19 protein-coding genes are annotated in these 20,467 nt (G+C 66.4%); 11 read left to right on the top strand and 8 right to left on the bottom strand.

Going from position 1 to position 20,467, the window contains the following annotated elements:
- Nucleotides 1-2: 2 nt before the first annotated feature.
- Both aroA and AC5RWX_RS03195 read right to left on the bottom strand, forming a co-directional pair.
- Entirely contained in the window at nt 3-1,322 is a 1,320-nt protein-coding gene (aroA, locus tag AC5RWX_RS03200) for a 3-phosphoshikimate 1-carboxyvinyltransferase (RefSeq protein WP_493938796.1), read from the bottom strand.
- A gap of 5 nt (nt 1,323-1,327) precedes the next feature.
- A complete protein-coding gene (locus AC5RWX_RS03195) occupies nt 1,328-1,909 on the bottom strand; it encodes a DoxX family protein (RefSeq protein ID WP_493938797.1) in 582 nt (193 codons plus the stop codon).
- A 330-nt stretch (nt 1,910-2,239) separates the two neighbouring features.
- Between AC5RWX_RS03195 and AC5RWX_RS03190 the strand changes: the two genes are divergently transcribed.
- Entirely contained in the window at nt 2,240-2,944 is a 705-nt protein-coding gene (locus tag AC5RWX_RS03190; RefSeq protein WP_493938799.1) for a sigma-70 family RNA polymerase sigma factor, read from the top strand.
- Nucleotides 2,941-3,204, top strand: a complete 264-nt coding sequence (rsrA, locus tag AC5RWX_RS03185) for a mycothiol system anti-sigma-R factor (RefSeq protein ID WP_493938801.1) — start codon at nt 2,941-2,943, stop codon at nt 3,202-3,204. The genes AC5RWX_RS03190 and rsrA overlap by 4 nt, the downstream gene beginning before the upstream one ends.
- Nucleotides 3,205-3,331: 127 nt before the next feature.
- Here the strand turns inward: rsrA and AC5RWX_RS03180 are convergent, their stop codons facing one another.
- The 5 genes from AC5RWX_RS03180 to AC5RWX_RS03160 form a co-directional block, all read right to left on the bottom strand.
- Nucleotides 3,332-3,406 carry a 50S ribosomal protein bL37 gene (locus AC5RWX_RS03180; RefSeq protein WP_394940783.1) on the bottom strand — a complete coding sequence of 25 codons (75 nt, stop codon included), beginning with the start codon at nt 3,404-3,406 and terminating at the stop codon, nt 3,332-3,334.
- Between the two features lie 92 nt (nt 3,407-3,498).
- Nucleotides 3,499-4,095, bottom strand: coding sequence for a PadR family transcriptional regulator (locus AC5RWX_RS03175; RefSeq protein ID WP_493938802.1), 597 nt, complete (start codon nt 4,093-4,095; stop codon nt 3,499-3,501).
- On the bottom strand, nt 4,095-4,919 hold the full coding sequence (locus tag AC5RWX_RS03170) for a DUF4097 family beta strand repeat-containing protein (protein WP_493938804.1): 825 nt from the start codon (nt 4,917-4,919) through the stop codon (nt 4,095-4,097). The genes AC5RWX_RS03175 and AC5RWX_RS03170 overlap by 1 nt, the downstream gene beginning before the upstream one ends.
- 219 nt (nt 4,920-5,138) lie before the next feature.
- Nucleotides 5,139-5,738 carry a GDSL-type esterase/lipase family protein gene (locus AC5RWX_RS03165; RefSeq protein ID WP_493938805.1) on the bottom strand — a complete coding sequence of 200 codons (600 nt, stop codon included), beginning with the start codon at nt 5,736-5,738 and terminating at the stop codon, nt 5,139-5,141.
- Nucleotides 5,739-5,837: 99 nt separating this feature from the next.
- Nucleotides 5,838-9,614 carry a multifunctional oxoglutarate decarboxylase/oxoglutarate dehydrogenase thiamine pyrophosphate-binding subunit/dihydrolipoyllysine-residue succinyltransferase subunit gene (locus tag AC5RWX_RS03160; protein WP_493938806.1) on the bottom strand — a complete coding sequence of 1,259 codons (3,777 nt, stop codon included), beginning with the start codon at nt 9,612-9,614 and terminating at the stop codon, nt 5,838-5,840.
- 354 nt (nt 9,615-9,968) lie between these two features.
- On the opposite strand from AC5RWX_RS03160, the gene guaB1 reads away from it, so the two are divergent.
- The 6 genes from guaB1 (at nt 9,969) to AC5RWX_RS03130 (ending at nt 16,912) form a co-directional block, all read left to right on the top strand.
- Entirely contained in the window at nt 9,969-11,423 is a 1,455-nt protein-coding gene (gene guaB1 / locus AC5RWX_RS03155) for a GMP reductase (RefSeq protein WP_493943413.1), read from the top strand.
- A 296-nt stretch (nt 11,424-11,719) separates the two neighbouring features.
- On the top strand, nt 11,720-13,060 hold the full coding sequence (locus AC5RWX_RS03150; protein WP_493938808.1) for a hemolysin family protein: 1,341 nt from the start codon (nt 11,720-11,722) through the stop codon (nt 13,058-13,060).
- Nucleotides 13,060-14,118, top strand: coding sequence for a hemolysin family protein (locus AC5RWX_RS03145; protein WP_494096960.1), 1,059 nt, complete (start codon nt 13,060-13,062; stop codon nt 14,116-14,118). Before AC5RWX_RS03150 ends, AC5RWX_RS03145 begins: the two co-directional genes overlap by 1 nt.
- Before the next feature lie 165 nt (nt 14,119-14,283).
- Nucleotides 14,284-15,213 (top strand): metal ABC transporter solute-binding protein, Zn/Mn family, encoded by a 930-nt coding sequence (locus AC5RWX_RS03140; protein WP_493938811.1) that lies wholly within the window; start codon nt 14,284-14,286, stop codon nt 15,211-15,213.
- A complete protein-coding gene (locus AC5RWX_RS03135) occupies nt 15,210-16,016 on the top strand; it encodes a metal ABC transporter ATP-binding protein (RefSeq protein WP_493938813.1) in 807 nt (268 codons plus the stop codon). Before AC5RWX_RS03140 ends, AC5RWX_RS03135 begins: the two co-directional genes overlap by 4 nt.
- A gap of 2 nt (nt 16,017-16,018) precedes the next feature.
- Entirely contained in the window at nt 16,019-16,912 is an 894-nt protein-coding gene (locus tag AC5RWX_RS03130; protein WP_493938815.1) for a metal ABC transporter permease, read from the top strand.
- A 42-nt stretch (nt 16,913-16,954) separates the two neighbouring features.
- On the opposite strand, the gene AC5RWX_RS03125 is transcribed toward AC5RWX_RS03130, so the two are convergent.
- On the bottom strand, nt 16,955-17,389 hold the full coding sequence (locus AC5RWX_RS03125) for a Fur family transcriptional regulator (RefSeq protein ID WP_493938817.1): 435 nt from the start codon (nt 17,387-17,389) through the stop codon (nt 16,955-16,957).
- A 129-nt stretch (nt 17,390-17,518) separates the two neighbouring features.
- Here AC5RWX_RS03125 and AC5RWX_RS03120 point away from each other — a divergent pair, with 129 nt between their 5' ends.
- From AC5RWX_RS03120 to AC5RWX_RS03110, 3 genes are all read left to right on the top strand, one after another.
- Nucleotides 17,519-18,178 (top strand): MBL fold metallo-hydrolase, encoded by a 660-nt coding sequence (locus AC5RWX_RS03120; RefSeq protein ID WP_493938819.1) that lies wholly within the window; start codon nt 17,519-17,521, stop codon nt 18,176-18,178.
- A gap of 113 nt (nt 18,179-18,291) precedes the next feature.
- Nucleotides 18,292-19,131, top strand: coding sequence for a sulfurtransferase (locus AC5RWX_RS03115; RefSeq protein ID WP_493938821.1), 840 nt, complete (start codon nt 18,292-18,294; stop codon nt 19,129-19,131).
- Between the two features lie 202 nt (nt 19,132-19,333).
- On the top strand, nt 19,334-20,389 hold the full coding sequence (locus AC5RWX_RS03110; RefSeq protein WP_493938823.1) for an NAD(P)-dependent alcohol dehydrogenase: 1,056 nt from the start codon (nt 19,334-19,336) through the stop codon (nt 20,387-20,389).
- The last annotated feature ends 78 nt before the right edge of the window (nt 20,390-20,467 follow it).

Below are 20,467 nucleotides of genomic sequence, written 5' to 3'. Positions count from 1 at the left end.
CGTCAGCCCGCCGAAGGCGTCGGTGCGGCAGCATACATTTCCTGCCAGAGCTGGGGGAACTCGGGCATGGTCTTCGCCGTCGTTCCGATGTCCTCAACCTCCACGCCGCGCACGGCCAAGCCGATGATGGCACCGGCGGTAGCCATCCGGTGGTCTTCGTAGGAATGGAACAACCCGCCGTGCAGCGGCCGGGGCCGGATCCACAGTCCGTCGTCCGTCTCCTCTGCGTCGCCGCCCAAGCGGTTGATCTCCGCCACCAAGGCGGCCAAGCGGTCGGTCTCGTGTCCGCGCAGGTGGGCAATGCCGCTCAGCCGGGACTCGCCGTCGGCCAGCGCGCACAGGGCCGCCGCGGTGGGAGCCAATTCGCTGGTATCGGCCAAGTCCGCGCCGGTGATTTTTTCGCCGCCGACCACCGTGAGCGTTCCGTCTTCCAGCGTGACCGTGGCGCCGAGCCGCGGCAGGATGTCCCGCCAGGCGTCGCCCACCTGGGTGGTGGAAGCCGGCCAATTGGGCACCCTGATCCGGCCCCGGGTGGCCAAGGCGGCGGCCAGGAACGGGCCGGCGTTGGAGAGATCTTGCTCGATCCGGGTATCGAAGGCACGGATCGGGCCGGGGGAGACCACCCAGTGGTTCGGGGTGGAATCGTCCACGCTCACGCCGAGGTCGCGCAGCAACTGGACCGTCATGGCGATATGGTCCAGGCTCGGCACGCGCTCGCCGACGTGCTCCAGATGCAGGCCGTCGCGGAAGCGCGGACCGACCAGCAGCAGGGCGGACACGAACTGTGAGGACGCGCTGGCATCAATCGCCAGATGGCCTCCAGCCACACTGCCGGTGCCGGTAATGCGGAACGGGAGGCTGCCGCGACCGTCGTCGTCCACCAGCACGCCCAATTGGCGCAGTGCGTCGATGGTGGGGGACATCGGCCGGCGCCGTGCCGCGGGGTCGCCGTCGAACTCCACGTCGCCGGTACACAGCGCTGCCAGCGGCGGCACGAAGCGCATGACGGTGCCCGCCAGACCGCAGTCGACACCGGCACCGCCTAGCGGTTGTGCCGGATCAATCGGTTCTACCAACAGGTCGGGGCCGAACCGGCCGTCCCCCTCCGCCTCGGTGATCCGGGCTCCCAGCGAACGAAGCGCTGCCACCATCAGGAAGGTGTCACGTGAATGCAGCGGGGCGCGCAGCCGGGAGGGACCGTCGGCCAACGCCGCGAGCACCAAATAGCGGTTGGTCAGGGACTTGGAAGCAGGGATCTGGACCGTTGCGTCGATCGGCCTCTCTGCATAGGGAGCCGGCCAACTGCTGGAAACAAGGGGCATTGCGTTCAGGATCCCACCACATCCGCAGTGGCTTCCCGCACTACGCGTTCCGCCTTTTTCAGCTGCCTGCGGGCGTCCTTGCCCATCGATCCCGCACTGCGGCGCGCGCCCTTGCTGATGGAACGGACGTTGCGCCGGGCATCCGCGGCCAGGTGCTCGGCCCGCCAGGCCAGTCCGGGCCGTCCGGCCGTGTCGACGGCAGCCAGCATGACGGCTCCGATCAGCGACAGGTTCTTCAAGAGCCGGTTGCGGCGGACGCGTCTGGCTTCTGGTGTAGCGGAATCTGCCGTGCGGTATTCCACCAGCGTGTTAACGGCGGTGGTGCCGGCCAGCAGAGCCGCAGCAAGCCGGGAAAACCTGCCCATGGCCAGCAGGACGCCTGCTCCCACCTGCGCTGCGCCGATGACGCGCGCCATCGTCTTCTCTTGCCCGACCAACGCTCCTGCTGCGGGAAGGACGGATTGTGTCTGCTGAACCAGCGGCCGCAGGGACTCAGCCGTTTCCTCAGTGTGTCGCAGACGGTCGATCCCGGTGGCTACGAAGCTGGTGGCCAGCAGGGGACGGGCGGCAAGGCGGACGATTGACATGGAGGCCTCCTGGGCGTCAGCGTGCGTCGAAGGAATCTGTGCCCTTCCCATCGGCCAAACCGCGGGAAGGCGGCACTGGACACTAGTCTGGCACTTTTGTTGGCACCGCACACCTCGCAGGGCGGATAGTCCATCATCGGCAGGGAATAGCCGGCCGGCAGCGATCGTTACGTATCTGAGGAATGCCGGTGCATCGTCTCCGGTCCAGAACGTGTCCGAACGAAGGGAAAACCTGTGACAACAGCGCTTGCCGAACCGGCCCACGCGGGGCGGGTAGACGGCGCGGCATCGGCCCAGGGGTTCGTGAAGCTCAGCGTAGACTGGGAGCCAATGACGACTGAGAATTCGGACGCCGCCAAGAACCGCAGCAACCCCGCAACAACGGGGCAGCCGGATGAGGTTGACGTCCAGACGGAAACTGCCGATCAGCGCCGTGCCCGCTTTGAACGCGACGCCATGCAGTATGTGGACCAGCTGTACTCTGCGGCCATGCGGATGGCCCGCAATCCCAGCGATGCCGAGGACCTGGTGCAGGAGGCCTACACCAAGGCGTTTTCCGCATTCCATCAGTACAAGCCGGGTACCAACCTCAAGGCCTGGCTGTACCGGATCCTGACGAACACCTACATCAACCTCTACCGGAAGCGCCAGCGCGAACCGCAACAGTCCAATACGGACCAGGTAGAGGACTGGCAGATGTTCCAAGCCGCCTCTCACACTTCCTCCGGACTGCGGTCTGCGGAGGCAGAGGCGTTGGACCACTTGCCGGACTCTGACGTCAAGGACGCTCTGCAGGCCATCCCGGAGGAATTTCGGCTGGCCGTTTACTTCTCGGATGTAGAGGGCTTCGCGTACAAAGAAATATCGGAAATCATGAACACCCCCATCGGTACCGTGATGTCCCGCCTGCACCGGGGACGCAAGCTGTTGCGCGAACTGCTTGCGGATTATGCGCACGAACGCGGGATGACAGGTACCAAAGACAGGAAAGACGCCGCAGCGGCGGTGGGGACACAACAGGAGAACGTCAAATGAGCGACTGCCACGGACTGGGCGACTGCGAAGACGACCGGATGCAGCGGATTTACGAGTACGTTGACGGCGCACTCTCCCGCGACGACCTCGCGGAGATCAAGGCGCATCTGGACAGTTGCCAAGAGTGCGCCGAAGAACACAATCTGGAATGCCTGATCCGCTCGGTGGTGAAGCGCTCCTGTCAGGAGGCTGCACCGCAGACCCTCAAGGAACGTATCTTGGACAAGATCGGCCACATCAGGGAATCCGACATCGTTTAGGTCTTTCGGCGGGCCCGCCCCCCGGCTGGCCAACCCGCAGCACAGAAGAGAAGAACCCCCGCCGCCCAATCGGGCACGGGGGTTCTTCCTTCAGCAGCATCAGCCGCGCGGGCTGGTGCCCAACCGCTTAGGTGTTGGGGCGCTTGCTGTGGTTTGCGCCGCCGCGCTTACGGTCACGGCGCTTGCGTGCACGCTTGCTCATAGCTGCCTCCTTTGCTGGATGAAAAAGAACTGCGCACCAGTCTTTCACATGCCCGCGCCTGCTCCTAACTGACACAAGCTGCAGGGTAGGCGTCAGCGCAACGCCGCGGTGATCGATGCCTTGGCCTGGTCCAGCACCGTCCTGATGGTCTGCACTGCCACTTCATCCACGGCGCCGGTGGCGCTGCGCCGGCGCAAGCACACCCGGACCTCGTCGCGGAAGTCGTTGAGCAGGTGCTCCAGTTCCTTCACCGTCCGAAGACCGGCGGCGTCTGCCGCCCGCGGAGACTTCCGGGCTGTACTGCGGGCGGCCTCGGCCGATGCTGCGAGATCCGCGCGCAGCCCTTTCATGGAGCTGCGCAATTCCTCCCGCAACCCGTCGGCGAGGCGCCGCACGGACGCGGAGATGTCTGCTTCGACGTCGGCCAGCTCGTCCTGCCGGGCGGCCAGTTCCTGCCGCCCGGCATCGGTGATGCTGTAGACCGTTCGCCGCCCATCCGAGACAGTGGCAACCAGTCCCTCCTCCTCAAGTTTCGCCAGCCGGGGATAGACGGTGCCCGCGCTGGGGGAGTAGGTGCCGCCAAATCGATCGCTGAGGGCTCGGATGATGTCATAACCGTGCTTGTCTCCTTCTGCCACCAAGGAGAGCAGATAGAGTCGCAAGGCGCCATGGGCAAAGACTGGAGGCATCAGTTCACCTGGCTTCCGGCTGTGTCCCGGTGGAAAACCGCCAAGGTGCCCGAGACGGTGGAGGACCGGAGGGTGAGCCCGCGGCCCTCGGGACCTATCCGGGTCTTGACCTTCTCCGAAAAGCCGAAGAACTTTTGGTCATTGACGGTAATGCTGCCGGTAGCCGAAGAAGCAGCAACGTACACGCCGTAGTGTTCGGGCACCCGCACCGTGACGTTGCCGGAAACGGAATTGACGGCTAGATCCTGAGGGGCGCCCTGCAGGTCAAAGCTCAGGTCGCCGCTGACCGTGCTGGCCCGGACGTGGTCTAGGTCGCCGGCGGCAGTCACCTCGCCGGAAACACTCTTCACCGCCAAAGTGCCGCTGTGCCGACGGACAATGATCTCGCCGCTGACAGTATTGACGGTGAGCACTCCGGTCGTTTGGTCGGCCATCATGGACCCGGACACAGTGTTCAAATCCGCATTGGCGGCCGTGCCGCACACCAAGCCGTCCCCACTGACGGTGGAGGCCTTGACGGCAACGTCCCGCGGCACGGCGATGCTGATCAGGGCCTCCTCTCGGTAGCCGGAGACCGCAAGGTTGACCTGTCGTGTCAAGAACCCCAGCGGACCCTCGCCGCCCTTGTGGTGGCTGATTTCCAGCGTGCCGCCTCGCAGCGTCATCTCCAACGGTGCGCCGATGACCTCGGAGACCTCCACCCTGACGGTCGGCTCGTCGTGCGCGATGATGTCCAGCCGCCCTTTGACGATGGAGGCCTTGAGCGCGCGGACCTCGTCGACGTCGATGGTCTGTGGACCGCCGATGCTCCAGGTATCGTTCATGGCTTGTCCTGCCTATGGTGATACACCGCTCCGAACGCGATATATCGTGCGATGGGAAACACGATATATCTCGAACTGCCAGCTGACAAGGGGTGGGACTGCAGGACTTTGAGCAAGGGCTGTACCGCCTGCATCGACAGGACGGCGGGGCCGGAGTGACCGGTCCCGCCGTCTGGGTGCTGAACATGTTGCCCCACTGTCCAGCGGAGCTGGGGGCGGCTAGAAGGGTTCGGGCAGATCCAACCACGGATACCAACCCCGGTGCAGGACCAGCCACGCCAGCAGCCCATAGCCGGCTTGGCCCGGTGTTCCGCCGTTGCTGACCAGATCGGTGCGCCATTGTTCGTGATTGAGCAGTGGTGTGAAGGTATCGACGAAGACGTGTTTGCGGCGCGTGGTCACATCGCCGAAGGCGGTGGACAGCTCGGCCAGCTGGGCATTGCGCTCCCCATCCAGTCCAGGGGGTGGACCCACCACGAAGACTTTGACGCTGAGCTGTGCCGCGCCGTCGAGGATGTTGGCCAGGTTCAGGCGGCTGCGGGCTGTGGACAAGCCGAGCTCAAGGTCGCGGCCGGACAGGCCGATGATCAGCCGGTTTTCGAAACCGTCGTCGAAACGTCGTCCGGCTTCTTGAAGCCAGCGGCCCGCCAGCTCCTCCGTTCCTTCGTTGGGCGAGGCCAGCACGAAGGATTCCAGGGTTGCTGGATCAGGGTTGGTCCGGGCCAAGGTACGGCCCAGCCAACCGAGGGCGCGCGGGTCTCCCACGCCGGCCAGCAGTTGTTCACCCACTGCGGCGATCCTGATTCTGCGTTGCTCCACGGGTAGCTTTCTGGTTCGACGGGCTGGAGACGGTGCTTAAGAGAAATGGTTAAAAGAAAGTGGGCGGGGCGCCCTGCGGCCCCCCGCCCACCATCCTACTTACCGGCGTTCAAAGACCTTCTTGACCAAAACGTCCTGCTCCACGGCGTGGCGCTTGGCCGAGCCGGTGGAGGTCGCAGCGGAGGCCGGACGGGAGACCAGGCGCAGCGGCCGGTCCAAAGCCTCCGGCAGGTACAGACCCATGAAGGGCCACGGTCCCTGGTTTCCGGGCTCGTCCTGGGCCCAGACCACCTCGGCGTTCGGGTACTTCGCCAGTTCCGCCTTGATCTCCTCGGCCGGCAGCGGGTACAGCTGCTCCACCCGAATGAGCGCGGTCTTGGTGTCCGAGCTCTTCTGGCGTGCGGCCAGCAGATCGTAGTAGAGCCGGCCGGAGACCAGGACCACGCGGTCCACCTCATTGCCACTGAGGTTCTGGACATCTCCAATGACCGGCTGGAAGGTTCCGGTGGTGAAGTCCTCGACCTGGGCGGCAGCGGCCTTCAGGCGCAGCAACTGCTTCGGCGTGAAGATGATCAGCGGCTTCCGCGGCCGGTTGTAGGCCTGCCGGCGCAGCAGGTGGAAGTGCGAGGCCGGGGTGGTCGGGTTGGCCACGATCATGTTGTCCTCGGCGCACATCTGCAGGAAGCGCTCGATCCGGGCCGATGAGTGGTCCGGGCCCTGGCCTTCGTAGCCGTGCGGCAGCATCAGCACCAGCGAGGAACGCTGGCCCCACTTCTGCTCGGCCGAGGAGATGAACTCGTCGATGACGGTCTGGGCGCCGTTGACGAAGTCACCGAACTGCGCCTCCCAGAGCACCAGCGCATCCGGGCGCTCCACCGAGTAGCCATATTCGAAGCCCATGGCCGCGTACTCGGACAGCAGCGAATCATAGATCCACAGCTTGGCCTGTTCAGTCGAGAGGTTGCTCAGCGGCGCCCACTCTTCGCCGCTCACGCGGTCGTGGAAGACGGCGTGGCGCTGCACGAAGGTACCGCGGCGGGAGTCCTGGCCGGCCAGTCGCACCGGGACCCCTTCCATCAGCAGCGAGCCGAACGCAGCCAGTTCGCCGAAGCCCCAGTCGATGTTGCCTTCGCGGGACATCTGCTCGCGGCGCTCCAGCAGGGCCTTCAGTTTCGGGTGGACGGTAAAGCCGTCCGGAATGTCCAGATGCGCCTTGCCGATCTTCGCCAGGGTCTCTGCCGAGATGGCGGTTTCGGAGGGGACGTTGTCCTTCTCCTCTGCCTGCTGCGACAGCGGGCGTTCCAGATCGGACACCGCCGCGGAATCCTTGGTGATGATCGGGAGCGGCGAGGTCTGCGCTGCATGGGTTTCGGCGAAGACGCGCTCCAGCCGTTCCTGGTAGTCGCGCAGTGCCTGGTCCGCTTCGTCCTGCGTGATGTCGCCGCGGCCCACCAGGGCCTCGGTGTACAGCTTGCGGGTGGAACGCTTGGCTTCGATCAGGTTGTACATCATCGGCTGCGTCATCGAGGGGTCGTCGCCCTCGTTGTGCCCGCGGCGGCGGTAGCAGACCATGTCGATGACGACGTCCTTGTGGAAGCGCTGGCGGTACTCGTAGGCCATCTGGCCAACGCGGACCACGGCTTCCGGGTCATCTCCGTTCACGTGGAAGACCGGAGCCTGGATCATCTTGGCCACGTCGGTGGAGTACACGGAGGACCGCGAGGAGTGCGGCGAGGTGGTGAAACCGACCTGGTTGTTGACCACAATGTGGATGGTTCCGCCGGTGCGGTAGCCGCGCAGCTGGGAGAGGTTCAGCGTTTCCGCCACCACGCCCTGGCCGGCGAAGGCCGCGTCGCCGTGGATCATGACCGGCAGCACCGGGAACTCGTCGCCGCGGTCCAGTCGGTCCTGCTTGGCGCGGACGATGCCCTCCAGCACCGGATCGACGGCCTCCAGGTGCGAGGGGTTGGCGGCCAGGTAGACCTTGGTCTCGTTGCCGTTGTCGGAGGTGAATTTCCCTTCGGTGCCCAGGTGGTACTTCACGTCACCGGAGCCCTGGACGCTGCGCGGGTCCTGGGTGCCCTCGAACTCGCGGAACACCTGTGCGTAGGTCTTGCCGGCGATGTTCGTCAGCACGTTCAGCCGGCCGCGGTGGGCCATGCCGATGGCCACTTCGTCCAGGCCGTCGTCGGCCGCGTCGGAAATCACTGCATCCAGCAGCGGAATCAGGGATTCGCCGCCCTCCAGCGAGAAGCGCTTCTGGCCCACGAACTTCGTCTGCAGGAAGGTCTCAAACGCTTCGGCGGCGTTCAGCTTGCCCAGCACGCGCAGCTGCTCTTCGCGGCTGGGCTTGGCGTAGGGGCGCTCCAGTTCGTTCTGGAACCACTCGCGCTCGGCCGGATCCTGGATGTGCATGTATTCAATGCCGGTGGTGCGGCAGTAGGCATCGCGGAGCACCCCGAGGATGTCACGCAGCTTCAGCCGGTCGGCGCCGCCGAACCCGCCGGTGACCCATTCCCGGTCCAGGTCCCACAGGGTCAGCCCGTAGGTGTTGATGTCCAGGTCAGGGTGCTTGCGCTGGACGTATTCCAGCGGGTTGATGTCCGCCATCAGGTGGCCGCGGACGCGGTAGGCATGGATCAGCTGCTGGATGCGGGCAATCTTGTTGACCTGCAGCTCGACGTCCACCTGGTTGTCCGAGCGCCAGCGGACCGGCTCGTAGGGGATGCGCAGCGCTTCGAAGATTTCATCGTAGAAGCCCTGCTCGCCCAGCAGCAGCGATTCGACCAGACGCAGGAACTCGCCCGAGCCCGCGCCCTGGATCACGCGGTGGTCGTAGGTGGAGGTCAGCGTGATGATCTTGCCGACGCCTTGGGCGGCGATCGTCTTTTCGCTGGCACCGCGGAATTCGGCCGGGTACTCAAGGGCACCGACGCCAACGATAGTGGCCTGGCCCTTGGACAGCCTCGGCACGGAGTGGACGGTTCCGATGCCGCCCGGGTTGGTCAGCGAGACGGTGGTGCCTGCGTAATCGTCGGCGGTCAACTTGCCGGCGCGGGCCCGCTTGATCAGGTCCTCATAGGTATGCCAGAACTCGGAGAAGTTCAGGGTCTCGGCGCGCTTGATGTTCGGCACCACCAGCAGGCGGGTGCCGTCAGGCTTGGGCATGTCAATGGCAATGCCGAAGTTCACGTGGGCCGGCTGGACCGCCGCTGGCTTGCCGTCGATCTCCTCGTAGTGGACGTTCTGGCTGGGGAACTGGCCCAGCGCCTTGACCACGGCGTACCCGATCAGGTGGGTGAAGGAGACCTTGCCGCCGCGGGCACGGGCCAGATTGGAGTTGATGACCACGCGGTTGTCGATCAGCAGCTTCGCCGGAACGGCCCGCACCGTCGTCGCGGTGGGCACGCTGAGGCTGGCGTCCATGTTGGTGGCGATGGCCTTGGCCGGTCCGCGGAGCACGGAGACGGTGTCTTCTTCGGCGACTGCGCTGGGCGCTGACTTGGGCAGCTGGGCCGGGATCGGTGCCGGCTTCGGCTCCGCCTTCGCGGCGGGCTTGGCCGGGGCAGCGGCCGTGTCGGTGGAGGTGTTGGGGGCCGGCTCGTTGTCGGCTGGAATCGGCTTGGTTCCGGCCCGATCGGTGGCAGTGCTCTCACTCGAGGCCTGGGGCGTGTCCTTCACCGGAGCGGGACGGGACGGGGACTGCGCGGGAGCAGCATCGTTAGAATTGCCGGCACCATTGGCTGCTTCGAAGATGCTCCACCATTTCTTGTCCACGGAATTCTTATCTCGGAGGTACTGCTCGTAGATTTCGTCGACGAGCCATTCGTTACCGCCAAATTCCTCGGGTAGACGAAGGTTGGGATGCTCTGGCACTTGTAATACGCCTCTTCCGTGAGTTGCCGCTTGCCCTGCAGATCACGCGCTTCCCTGGCTGCCTTCCGGACCTGCCGGCTAGCAGCGGAATTGCGAGTGCGCGTCTGGCGCGCACTAGATCTGGACCAGTAGCCAGTCTAATGACACTTTCGCAACGCAGGCTAATCTTTACCACCTGTGCCGCCGAACAGCGCTCCGATTCGATCCCGGCGCAGGTGCCTCTAGACTTTCCGGGGGGAGCTGCGCCGTTCAACTGCGGTGCGCTGCCGCAGGCCCCGGGCACCATGCGGTTCCCGCACCACCTGTACCCGGACGTTCCGCCGGCCGGCACAGCGACGAGGAAAGTGAGCATCCATGCGCCTGATCAACCAGCCCATGACCGACCTGACGTATTCGGACGTCTTCCTGGTGCCTTCGCGCTCCGACGTCACGTCCAGGCTGGACGTGGACTTGTCCGCCGGGGACGGCACGGGCAGCACGATCCCGCTGGTGGTGGCAAACATGACCGCCGTGAGCGGACGCCGCATGGCGGAGACGATGGCGCGCCGGGGTGGACTCGCGGTGCTGCCGCAGGATGTGCCGTCCGAGGTCCTCACGGAGGTCACCGGCTGGGTCAAAAGCCGGCACACTGTCTTCGAAACACCGTTGAAGCTGACCACCGGCAGCACCGTCATTGACGCCCTGCACCTAATGGACAAGCGCGCGCACGGCGCTGTTGCGGTGGTGGACGACGCCGGCAAGTGCGTGGGCGTGGTGCGCGCCGAGGACTGCGAAGGCGTGGACCGCTACGCCTCGCTCGAGTCGGTGATGGCGGCCCACCCGCTGCTGCTGGAGGCTTCCATGTTCGACGCCGGGGCGGACACCTCGTTGCGCCAGGCCTTCGATTTGTTCGACTCGGCCTCGGCGAACTTCGCACCGGTGGTGGACGACGACGGCATGCTGCTGGGCGCGCTCACCCGTTCGGGCGCGCTCCGGTCCACCATTTACACCCCCACGCTGGACCCGCAGGGCAAACTGAAGGTGGCGGCCGCCGTCGGCATCAATGGCGATGTCAAGGGCAAGGCCGAGGCACTGCTGCAGGCAGGCGTGGATGTGCTGGTGGTGGATACCGCGCACGGGCATCAGCGCAAGATGTTCGACGCGCTGGACGCCGTGCGCAGCCTGGATCCGCAGGTACCCGTGGTGGCCGGCAACGTGGTCAGCGCCGAAGGGGTGCGCGATCTGGTGGAAGCCGGCGCGGACATCGTCAAGGTCGGCGTGGGACCGGGCGCCATGTGCACCACCCGGATGATGACCGCCGTAGGCCGCCCGCAGTTCTCGGCCGTGCAGGAATGCGCGGAGGCCGCGCGGGAACTTGGCGCGCACGTATGGGCCGACGGCGGGGTCCGCTATCCGCGCGACGTGGCTTTGGCGCTGGCGGCCGGCGCCAGCCAGGTGATGATCGGCTCCTGGTTCGCCGGGACCCACGAAAGTCCGGGGGATTTGCTCACGGACAGCAGCGGCCGGAAATACAAGGAGAGCTTCGGCATGGCATCAGCCCGTGCCGTACAGAACCGGACCCGGCGCGAGGACGCGTTCGAGCGGGCGCGCAAGGCGCTCTTCGAGGAGGGCATTTCGTCCTCGAAGATGTACCTTGACCCGCTGCGCCCCGGTGTCGAGGACCTGCTGGACGAGATCACCGCCGGACTGCGCAGCTCGCTGACCTACGCCGGTGCGCAGAACCTGGTGCAGTTCCGCGAACGGGCGATTGTCGGCGTGCAATCGGCCGCCGGCTATGAAGAAGGCCGCCCGGTCCCGCAGAGCTGGTAGCGGCGCAGGGGTCCGCGCCGCGGTCCGGCTCGGGGTGCGACTGCTACGCTAGTGCCCATAATGGACAGCTATTCTAGGAGCCGGTCCGTGACGCGCCCCGCAGGTGCATGCCACACTGCGGGAGTACAGGCAGCCCACACGGCTGACAGCTGCGAGGCGTCACCCAGCACCGGCAAATCCCGCGCACGTGCCCATCACACCCTGGCCGCCTCCGCGGCCGGTCAGGAGCCCTCTAGTCCGGGCTCGGATGACCACCCTCCATCTGACCGCCTGACCTGCAGGACGGCGGCGCGCTGATGGAATGGATCCAAATCGCCGCCGGCCTGCTGCTGATTCTCGGCACCGGCTTCTTCGTTGCCGTTGAATTCGCCCTGGTGGCCCTTGACCAGCCCACTGTGCAGCGCGCCGTCGACAACGGCGACCGTGGCGCAGTGCCGCTGATGAAATGCCTGAAGTCGCTCTCCACGCAGCTCTCCAGCTGCCAGCTCGGCATCACCTTGACCACACTGTTGACCGGTTTCTTGATGGAGCCGGCTATCAGCAGCCTGCTGCGTCCGCCGATGGCGGCGCTCGGCCTGGCCGAGGCGGTCATCCAGCCCATTGGCGCCGTGATCGCCATGGTGATCGCCACCCTGCTCTCCATGTTGCTGGGCGAACTGGTACCGAAGAACGCTTCCATAGCCTTGCCGATGGCGGTCGGCAAACTGGTGGCACGGCCCCAGCTGGTCTTCACCGCGGTCTTCAAGCCCTTCGTGCTGATGCTCAACGGCTTTGCCAACAAAGTGCTCCACCTGTTCGGGCTGGAGGCCAAGGAAGAACTCTCCGGAGCCCGGACTCCCTCCGAACTGGCATCGCTGGTGCGCCGCTCCGCCGAAATGGGCACGCTGGACGCCGGCACCGCGAACTTCCTGGCCAAGACGCTGTCCTTCTCCGGCCGGACTGCGGCCGATGTGATGACTCCGCGCATCCGCGTTGAGTTCATTGATGCGGACCAGACCGTGGCAGACCTGATCGCCGCGGCCCGGCGTACCGGCTTCTCCCGGTTCCCGGTGCTCGGCGAATCGCCCGACGACGTCCGCGGCGTCGCGCATATCAAGAAAGCCATCGGCGTCCCGCGCCAGAAGCGTGCAGTGCTGCCCGCGGCCACCATCATGACCGACGTGCTGCGGGTGCCCGAGACCGTGCACCTGGACTCGCTGCTCTCCGAACTGCGTGCCGCGAACCTGCAGTTCGCCGTGGTCCTCGACGAGTACGGCGGAACCGCGGGGGTGGTCACGCTGGAGGACCTGGTGGAGGAAATCGTCGGCGAGGTCGCCGACGAACACGACCGGGTCAAGCCCGGAGTGCTGCAGAGCGCCGCCGGAAACTGGTATTTCCCCGGTCTGATGCGCCCCGATGAGGTCACCGAACAGATCCCGCAGCTGACCGTGCCCGACGAGGCCAGCTATGAAACGGTTGGCGGCTTCATCATGGCCGAACTGGGCCGGATTGCCGTGGTCGGCGACACGGTCCCGGTGGACGGCGGCGTCCTCGAGGTCGAGCGGCTGGATGGGCGGCGGGTGGACCGGGTGCGCTTCATTCCCGATCCGGCTGCCAGCGCCGCGCTGCCCGATGCCGGCAAGGCGGGTGAGCTCTGATGGCGGCCATGGGTATTTTCTGGTTGGTCGTGTTGCTGCTCGGCAACGCCTTCTTCGTCGGCGCCGAGTTCGCCGTCATGTCCGCCCGCCGCAGCCAGATCGAACCGTTGGCGGAGGCCGGCTCCAAGCGGGCCAAGACCACCCTCTGGGCCATGGAGCACGTGTCCCTGATGCTGGCCTGTGCCCAGCTGGGCATCACCGTGTGTTCGCTGCTGATTCTGAACGTGGCTGAACCGGCGATCAAGGAACTGCTGCTGCTGCCGCTGGAGGGCTGGCTGGGCGTTCCGCATGAGGTCTCCTATGGGATTTCCTTCGCCGTGGCGCTGTTGGCGGTGACCTTCCTGCACGTGACGTTTGGCGAAATGGTGCCGAAGAACATTTCCGTTTCGGTGGCGGACAAGGCCGCATTGCTGCTGGCTCCGCCGCTGGTGGCCGTGTCCAAGGTGGTGCGGCCGGTGATCGCCACGCTGAACTGGTCGGCCAACCACATTCTCCGGGCCGTGCGGATCCAGCCGAAGGACGAGGTGACCTCCACCTTCACGCTGGAGGAAGTCCAGTCGATCGTGCAGGAGTCCACCAAGCACGGACTGGTTGACGACGATGCCGGACTGATCTCCAGTTCGCTGGAGTTTTCGGCCGTCACGGCGGCCACCGTGATGGTGCCCCTTGACCAGCTGGTGACCATCGGCGTCGACACCACGCCCGAGCAGTTCGAGCGGGTGGTGGGCCGGACCGGGTTTTCCCGGTTTGCGGTGGCCGACGCCGGCGACAATCTGACCGGGTACCTGCACCTGAAGGACGTCATGACCATCCCGGAGGACCGGTTCAACAAGACGATCCCGGTCACCAAGGTCCGTACGCTGGCCAATCTGGCGTTGGACGAAGAGATCGAGGACGCGCTGGGCGTCATGCAGCGGACCGGCTCGCACCTGGCCCGTGTGCTGGGCAACGACGGCACTACCCACGGCGTGCTGTTCCTCGAGGACGTGATCGAAGTGCTGGTGGGCGAGATCCGCGACGAGACGCAGGCCCAGGGACTGCGCCGGACCGGCGAATAACCCGTCTGAGGGCGCGGAACTGCTGGACGGTTCCGCGCCCGCAGTAATGCGAACGGTTCGCAATGCGCTAAGCTGGAATCCTTATTGTTACTGATTCTCAACTGTGAGTAGAACCGAGGTTCCGTGAGGCACTCCCGTACCACCCCCGTGTTGGCAGGATTGGCCGTGACGGCATTGTTGCTGTCCGGCTGCGCCGCTGCCGGGGGCGAGGGCGAAGCGGACGGCAGATTGAGCGTGGTCGCCTCCACGAACGTCTACGGAGACCTGGCCCGCAGCATCGGCGGCGACCAGGTCGAGGTCACGTCGATCGTCAACCGGATGGCCCAGGACCCGCACTCCTATGAGGCAACGGCCCGCGACAAGCTGGCGGTTTCCCAGGCTGACCTGGTGCTGGAAAACGGGGGCGGCTATGACACGTTCATGCACACACTCGCCGACGACACCGGCGTCGACCACAACCACATCATCACCGCGGTGGAACTGTCGCCGCTGCCCGGCGCGGAACACGATGCGGCGCACGCGTCTGAGGCAACCGGCTCCGACGCCGGCCACGCGGACCACGGCCATGGCGGCTTCAACGAACACGTTTGGTACGACCTCCCCACCATGGCCAAGGTCGCCGATGCCGTTGCCGGGAAGCTGTCCGCGCTGGACCCGGAGCAGGCCGACACCTTCAAAGCCAACGCCGGGAAGTTCCATGCCGGCCTGGACAAGCTGCGCGCCGAGGTGGACGCCCTCGCCGCAACGGCCCACGGGGAAGCCGTAGCGGCCACCGATCCGGTGCCGCTGCACCTGTTCGATGCCCTCGGGCTGGAGAACAAGACTCCCGAGGACTTCATGGAGGCAGCCGAGGAAGGCAGCGACGCGGCCCCGCAGGCCCTCAAAGAAGCCGAAGACCTGGTGACCGGTGGGTCGGTCCGGTTCGTCGCCTACAACGAACAGACCGAGGGCCCGCAGACACAGCGGCTCCGCCAGCTGGCCGAAAAGGCGGGCCTGCCCGTCGTCAACTTCACCGAGACCCTGCCCGAAGGCCAGGACTACCTGGGCTGGATGGGCGACAACCTCCACGCGGTGGAGAAGGCGCTGCGCGGATGAGCGGGGCCGCGTCCGCCGCCGTCCGCCTGCAGGGAGCTTCGCTGTCCTTCGGCCAGCGCGTGCTGTGGCATGACCTGGACCTGACGATCGAGCCGGGGGAGTTCTTCGCGGTGCTGGGCCCGAACGGCTCGGGAAAGACCAGCTTCCTGCGCGTGCTGCTGGGCCTGCAGCCGCTGACCCACGGTACCGCCGAGATCAATGGCCGGCCGCTGGAACGCGGCAGCCGGGACATCGGCTACATTCCGCAGCAGAAGACCTTCGCCCCGGAGACGCCGCTGCGGGCCCGCGATCTGGTGGGTCTGGGCCTGGACGGTCACCGGTGGGGGATCCGGCTGCACACGCGCAAGCACCGCCGGCGGGTGGATGAACTGCTCGAGATGGTGGGCGCCTCCGGGTACGCGGACGCCCCGGTCGGGCAGCTCTCCGGCGGCGAGCAACAGCGGCTGCGGGCGGCCCAGGCGCTGGCCTCCGACCCGCAAGTCCTGCTCTGCGACGAGCCGTTGCTTTCACTGGACTTGCACCATCAGCAGGCCGTCAGCGCGATGATCAACCGGCAATGCCACGAAAAGAACAGTGCCGTGGTCTTCGTGACGCATGAAATCAACCCGATTATCGACTACGTGGACCGGGTGCTGTACTTGGCGGGCGGGCAGTTCCGCGTGGGCACGCCGGAAGAAGTGATGACCACCGAGGTGCTGTCCCGGATGTACAACAGCCACGTCGACGTCATCCACAACCAGGGACGCATCGTTGTGGTGGGCCTGCCGGACGCCACCACGCACCATCACGGCGAGGGAGAGTGACCATGGACCCCTCGGAGCTGCTGAACGCGGTCTTCAATTTCAGCGACTACGGCGACTTGCTTCCGCTGGTGCGCAATTCGCTGATCGCGGGCGCCATCCTGGGCCTGGTCGGCGGGCTGATCGGCGTGTTCGTGATGATGCGGGACCTGGCGTTTGCGGTGCACGGCATCGCCGAGCTGTCCTTCGCCGGGGCGGCTTTCGCCCTGCTAATCGGCGCCAACGTGGTGTTCGGGTCGCTGGTGGGCTCGGTGATTGCCGCCGTCGTGCTGGGCGTACTGGGCATGCGCGCCCGGGACCGGAACTCGATCACCGGTGTGATCATGTCCTTCGGCCTGGGCCTGGGCATCCTGTTTCTTTCGCTCTACGAGGGCCGGTCGGCGAACAAGTTTGGCCTGTTGACCGGGCAGATCGTGTCCGTGGACACCGTGCAGCTGAACCTGCTGGCCGCGGGGTCGGCGGTAGTGGTCCTGGGGCTGCTGGCCATCTGGCGTCCGTTGACCTTTGCCAGCGCCGATCCGGACTTGGCCGAGGCCCGCGGCGTGCCCGTGGGTGCGCTGGCGATTGTTTTCATGTTCCTGCTGGGGCTGGCCGTGGCGCTGTCCATCCAGGTGGTCGGTGCCCTGCTGGTGCTATCGCTGGTGATTACGCCGGCGGCCGCCGCGCTCCGGGTGAGCAGTTCGCCGCGGGTGGTGGTGCTGCTCAGCGTGCTGTTCGCCGTGACCGCAACGCTGGGCGGGATCCTGCTGGCCCTGGGCGGCAGCCTGCCGATTAGCCCCTACGTGACCACGATTTCGTTCCTGATCTACGTGGTCTGCCGGCTGGTCGGCGCCCGGCGGCAGCGCCGCGGCACGGTGGGCCGGCGCACTGTGGCCGCGGTGAAGGTCAGCGCCGGATAAGCGCCTGAGGCTACTGGACTGCCGGGTTGCTGAATTGGCGGGTCACTGGGCGGTGCTGCATTCTGGGCACAGCCCGTACATTTCCACAGTGTGCGCCACCTGCGTGAAGCCGTGCTCCCTCGCCATCCGGGCTGCCCATTGTTCCACCGCCGGAGCCTCGATCTCCACGGTCTTGCCGCAGTTCCGGCAGAGCAGGTGGTGGTGGTGGTGCTCGACGGCGCAGCGCCGGTAAACCGCTTCACCCTCGCCGTTGCGCATGACGTCCAGTTGGCCGTCGTCGGCCATGGACTGCAGGATCCGGTAGGTGGTGGCCAAAGAGACCGACTCGCCGCGCTGCTGCAGCCAGCGGTGCAGTTCCTGCGTGCTGACGAAGTCCTCCAGGCTGTCCAAGGCCGTGGCCACCGCTACCCGCTGGCGGGTCACTCGCTGCTCCGAACCGCGGCGCTGCGCCTGCGGTTTGGCTGACGGGACGGACATGTCCGCTTCGGCTCCTTGCTGCTTGATCTGGGCGCCCGTGGGCTCTCTCCAGCCTACCAGCAGGCCTGATTTGCCGGGCCGGCGGGGCCGCCGTACCGCCGGGTGCCGCGCGCCGTTAGGGTTGGTGCCATGCAGCTGACAAAATTCACCCACTCCTGCGTCCGGCTCGAAGAGAACGGGCATGTCCTGGTGATCGACCCCGGCAATTTTTCCGAGGTGGAGCAAGCCCTCGACGGGGCCTCCACCATCCTGGTGACCCACGAGCACGCGGACCACCTTGACCGGGACAAGGTGCTCGGCGTGCTCGCTGAGGCGGATGGAATGAATCTGTATGCTCCGGCCTCGGTTGCGGCCGAGCTCCGAGCGTCCGCTCCGGAGACGGCCGCGCGGATCCACGCCGCCGAACCGGAGACGGAGTTCGAGGTGCCAGGCTTCCGCATCCGCACCTTCGGCGGCCAGCATGCGTTGATCCATCCGCACATCCCGGTGGTGGCCAACATCGGCTACGTCGTCAATGACAACCTGTACCACCCGGGGGATTCCTTCATCGTGCCGCACGGGCTGATGGTGAAGAATGTGCTGGTGCCTATCCACGCGCCGTGGTCGAAGACCGCCGAGGTGATCGACTTCGTCACGGCCATGCGCGCCGAACATGCGTACCCCATCCACGACGCCGGGCTCAGCGACCGTGGCCTGCCGCTGGTGGAGAAGCACGTGACGCTCTTTGGCGGCCACTACGGCACCAGCTATCAGCACCTGTCGCCGGGGGAGAGCGTGGAGTTGGCCTGACAGCTCCGGGAGTGGTGTCCGCGCCCGGATCCTTGGCCCGGCAGGGGCTGCTGTGATGGACTGGCCCCACACAGGCGGGCAACGGCGCCCGCCAGCAGTCAGGAGGAGATCTCATGAGGACTCTGATGGACGTGCAGACGCTGCGTGAACGGATGACCTCCGGACAGCGCACCGTACTGCTGGATGTCCGCTGGAAACTCGGCGACGGCGACGGCGAAGGCCGGAACCGCTACCGCCAGGCCCACATTCCCGGAGCGGTCTACGTTGACCTGCCGACGCAACTTGCGTCCGCACCGTCCGCATCCGGCGGCCGGCATCCGCTGCCGGAGCCGGAGGCCTTCCGCGAGGCCGCGCGGGACTGGGGCATTAACAACAACGACGTCGTGGTGGCCTATGACGATAACGGCGGCCTGTCCGCCGCCCGGGTATGGTGGCTGCTGCGCGACGGCGGCTTCGACACCGTATATTTGCTCGATGGCGGACTGGCCGCGTGGCAGGCCGAAGGCTACGAACTCGACAGCGGCGACGAGATGGCATCGCTGGGCAACGTCGAACTGGGCAGCGGGCGGATGCCCCGGCTGGAGCTGGAAGACGTGTTGGACTTCGCCGCCACCTCGCTGTTGCTTGATGCCCGCGCTGCCGAGCGCTACCGAGGCGAACTGGAGCCGGTGGACCCGCGCGCGGGCCACATCCCCGGCGCGGTGAGCGCACCGACCACGGGCAACCTCGCCCCGGCCGGACATTTCCTGCCCGCCGCAGAACTCGCGGCGCGGTTCAAGGACCTGGGCGCCGATGGACGGGACGTAGCGGTCTACTGCGGCTCCGGCATTACCGCCGCGCACCAGATTGCGGCCCTGGCCGAGGCCGGCATCGATGCCGCCTTGTTTCCTGGTTCGTGGTCTCAGTGGTGCGGGCATCCGGACCTGCCGGTAGCAACAGGCGACGAGCCGTGACCGGCAGGCACCCGACGTCGTTCACTACTGAATCCAGAGCGTCACAGACGGTGCGTCCCGGTGGCATGGCGGGCCGGCAAAAGGTAGCGTCAGGCTCATGACACTTGGCCGTCCGGCACCACCGCCGCTGGGAAAAGCGCTTTCACTTCAGCAGGAACAGCTGGCTCATGCGGCAGCGGACCTGCAGACACCGAGGAGCAGCATGAACACGGCCCTGGCCTACGGCGTGGAGGCCCCCGGGGCCGTTCTGGTCCCGCTGCAGGTAGAACGCCGAGACCCGGGTGCCCACGACGTGGAGATCGCCATCGCGTTCTGCGGCCTCTGCCATTCCGATGTGCATACCGTCCGCGGGGAGTGGCGCGAGATCGACTACCCGCTGGTGCCCGGCCACGAGATCGTCGGACGGGTCACCGCCATCGGCCAGGATGTGACGCTCCACGCCGTCGGCGACTTGGTGGGCGTGGGCTGCATGGTGGACTCGTGCCGTGACTGCACCTCCTGCGACGAGGGACTTGAACAGTACTGCGCCAAGGGCGCGGTGGGCACCTATGGCGCCCGCGACCGGCGCCACGGCGGCGAGGTGACGCAGGGCGGATACGCAACCTCCGTCGTCGTCGATGAAAACTTCGTGCTGCGGATGCCGCCGGAGCTGGACCCGGCCGCTGCCGCACCGCTGTTGTGCGCGGGCATCACCACCTACTCGCCGATGCGCTACTTCGGCGTGGAAGCCGGCGATTCCGTTGGTGTGGTGGGTCTCGGCGGGCTGGGCCATATGGCGGTCAAGCTGGCCAAGGCCATGGGCGCGTCTGTGACCGTCTTCACCAGCTCGGCGGACAAGGCCGATTCCGCCCGTGCACTCGGTGCCGACCACGTGGTGGTGACCGGCGACGACGAGGCGCTCGCCGCCGCCCGGCGCAGCGTTGACCTGGTCATCGATACGGTATCCGTGGCCCACGACCTGGCGCCGTATTTGCGGACCATCCGGCGTGACGGGGCGCTGATCCAGCTGGGCGTGCCGCCCGAGCCGATGCCGCCGGTGCCGGTCAACCTGCTGATGCGCGACCGGATTGCCTACGGCGCGTCGAACATCGGCGGCATCGCCGAGACCCAGGAGATGCTCGATTTCTGCGCCGCGCACGAAATCACCGCCGACGTCGAGCTGGTGCGCGCGCCGGACCTCAACGTGGCCTATGACCGGATGGTGGCCGGCGACGTTGCCTACCGGTTTGTGCTGGACATCGCCTCGCTCAACGACTGACACCTGCACTGGACACCTGGTTTGCTGACTGCTGCCAACTGACTGTCCAACCCAGAACCTGGCTTGCTGAACCTGACT

It is taken from the genome of Arthrobacter sp. SPT-J7, assembly GCF_059089965.1.
The sequence above is the reverse complement of the archived record's forward strand: the minus strand, read 5'-3'. Positions and strand labels throughout refer to the sequence as shown.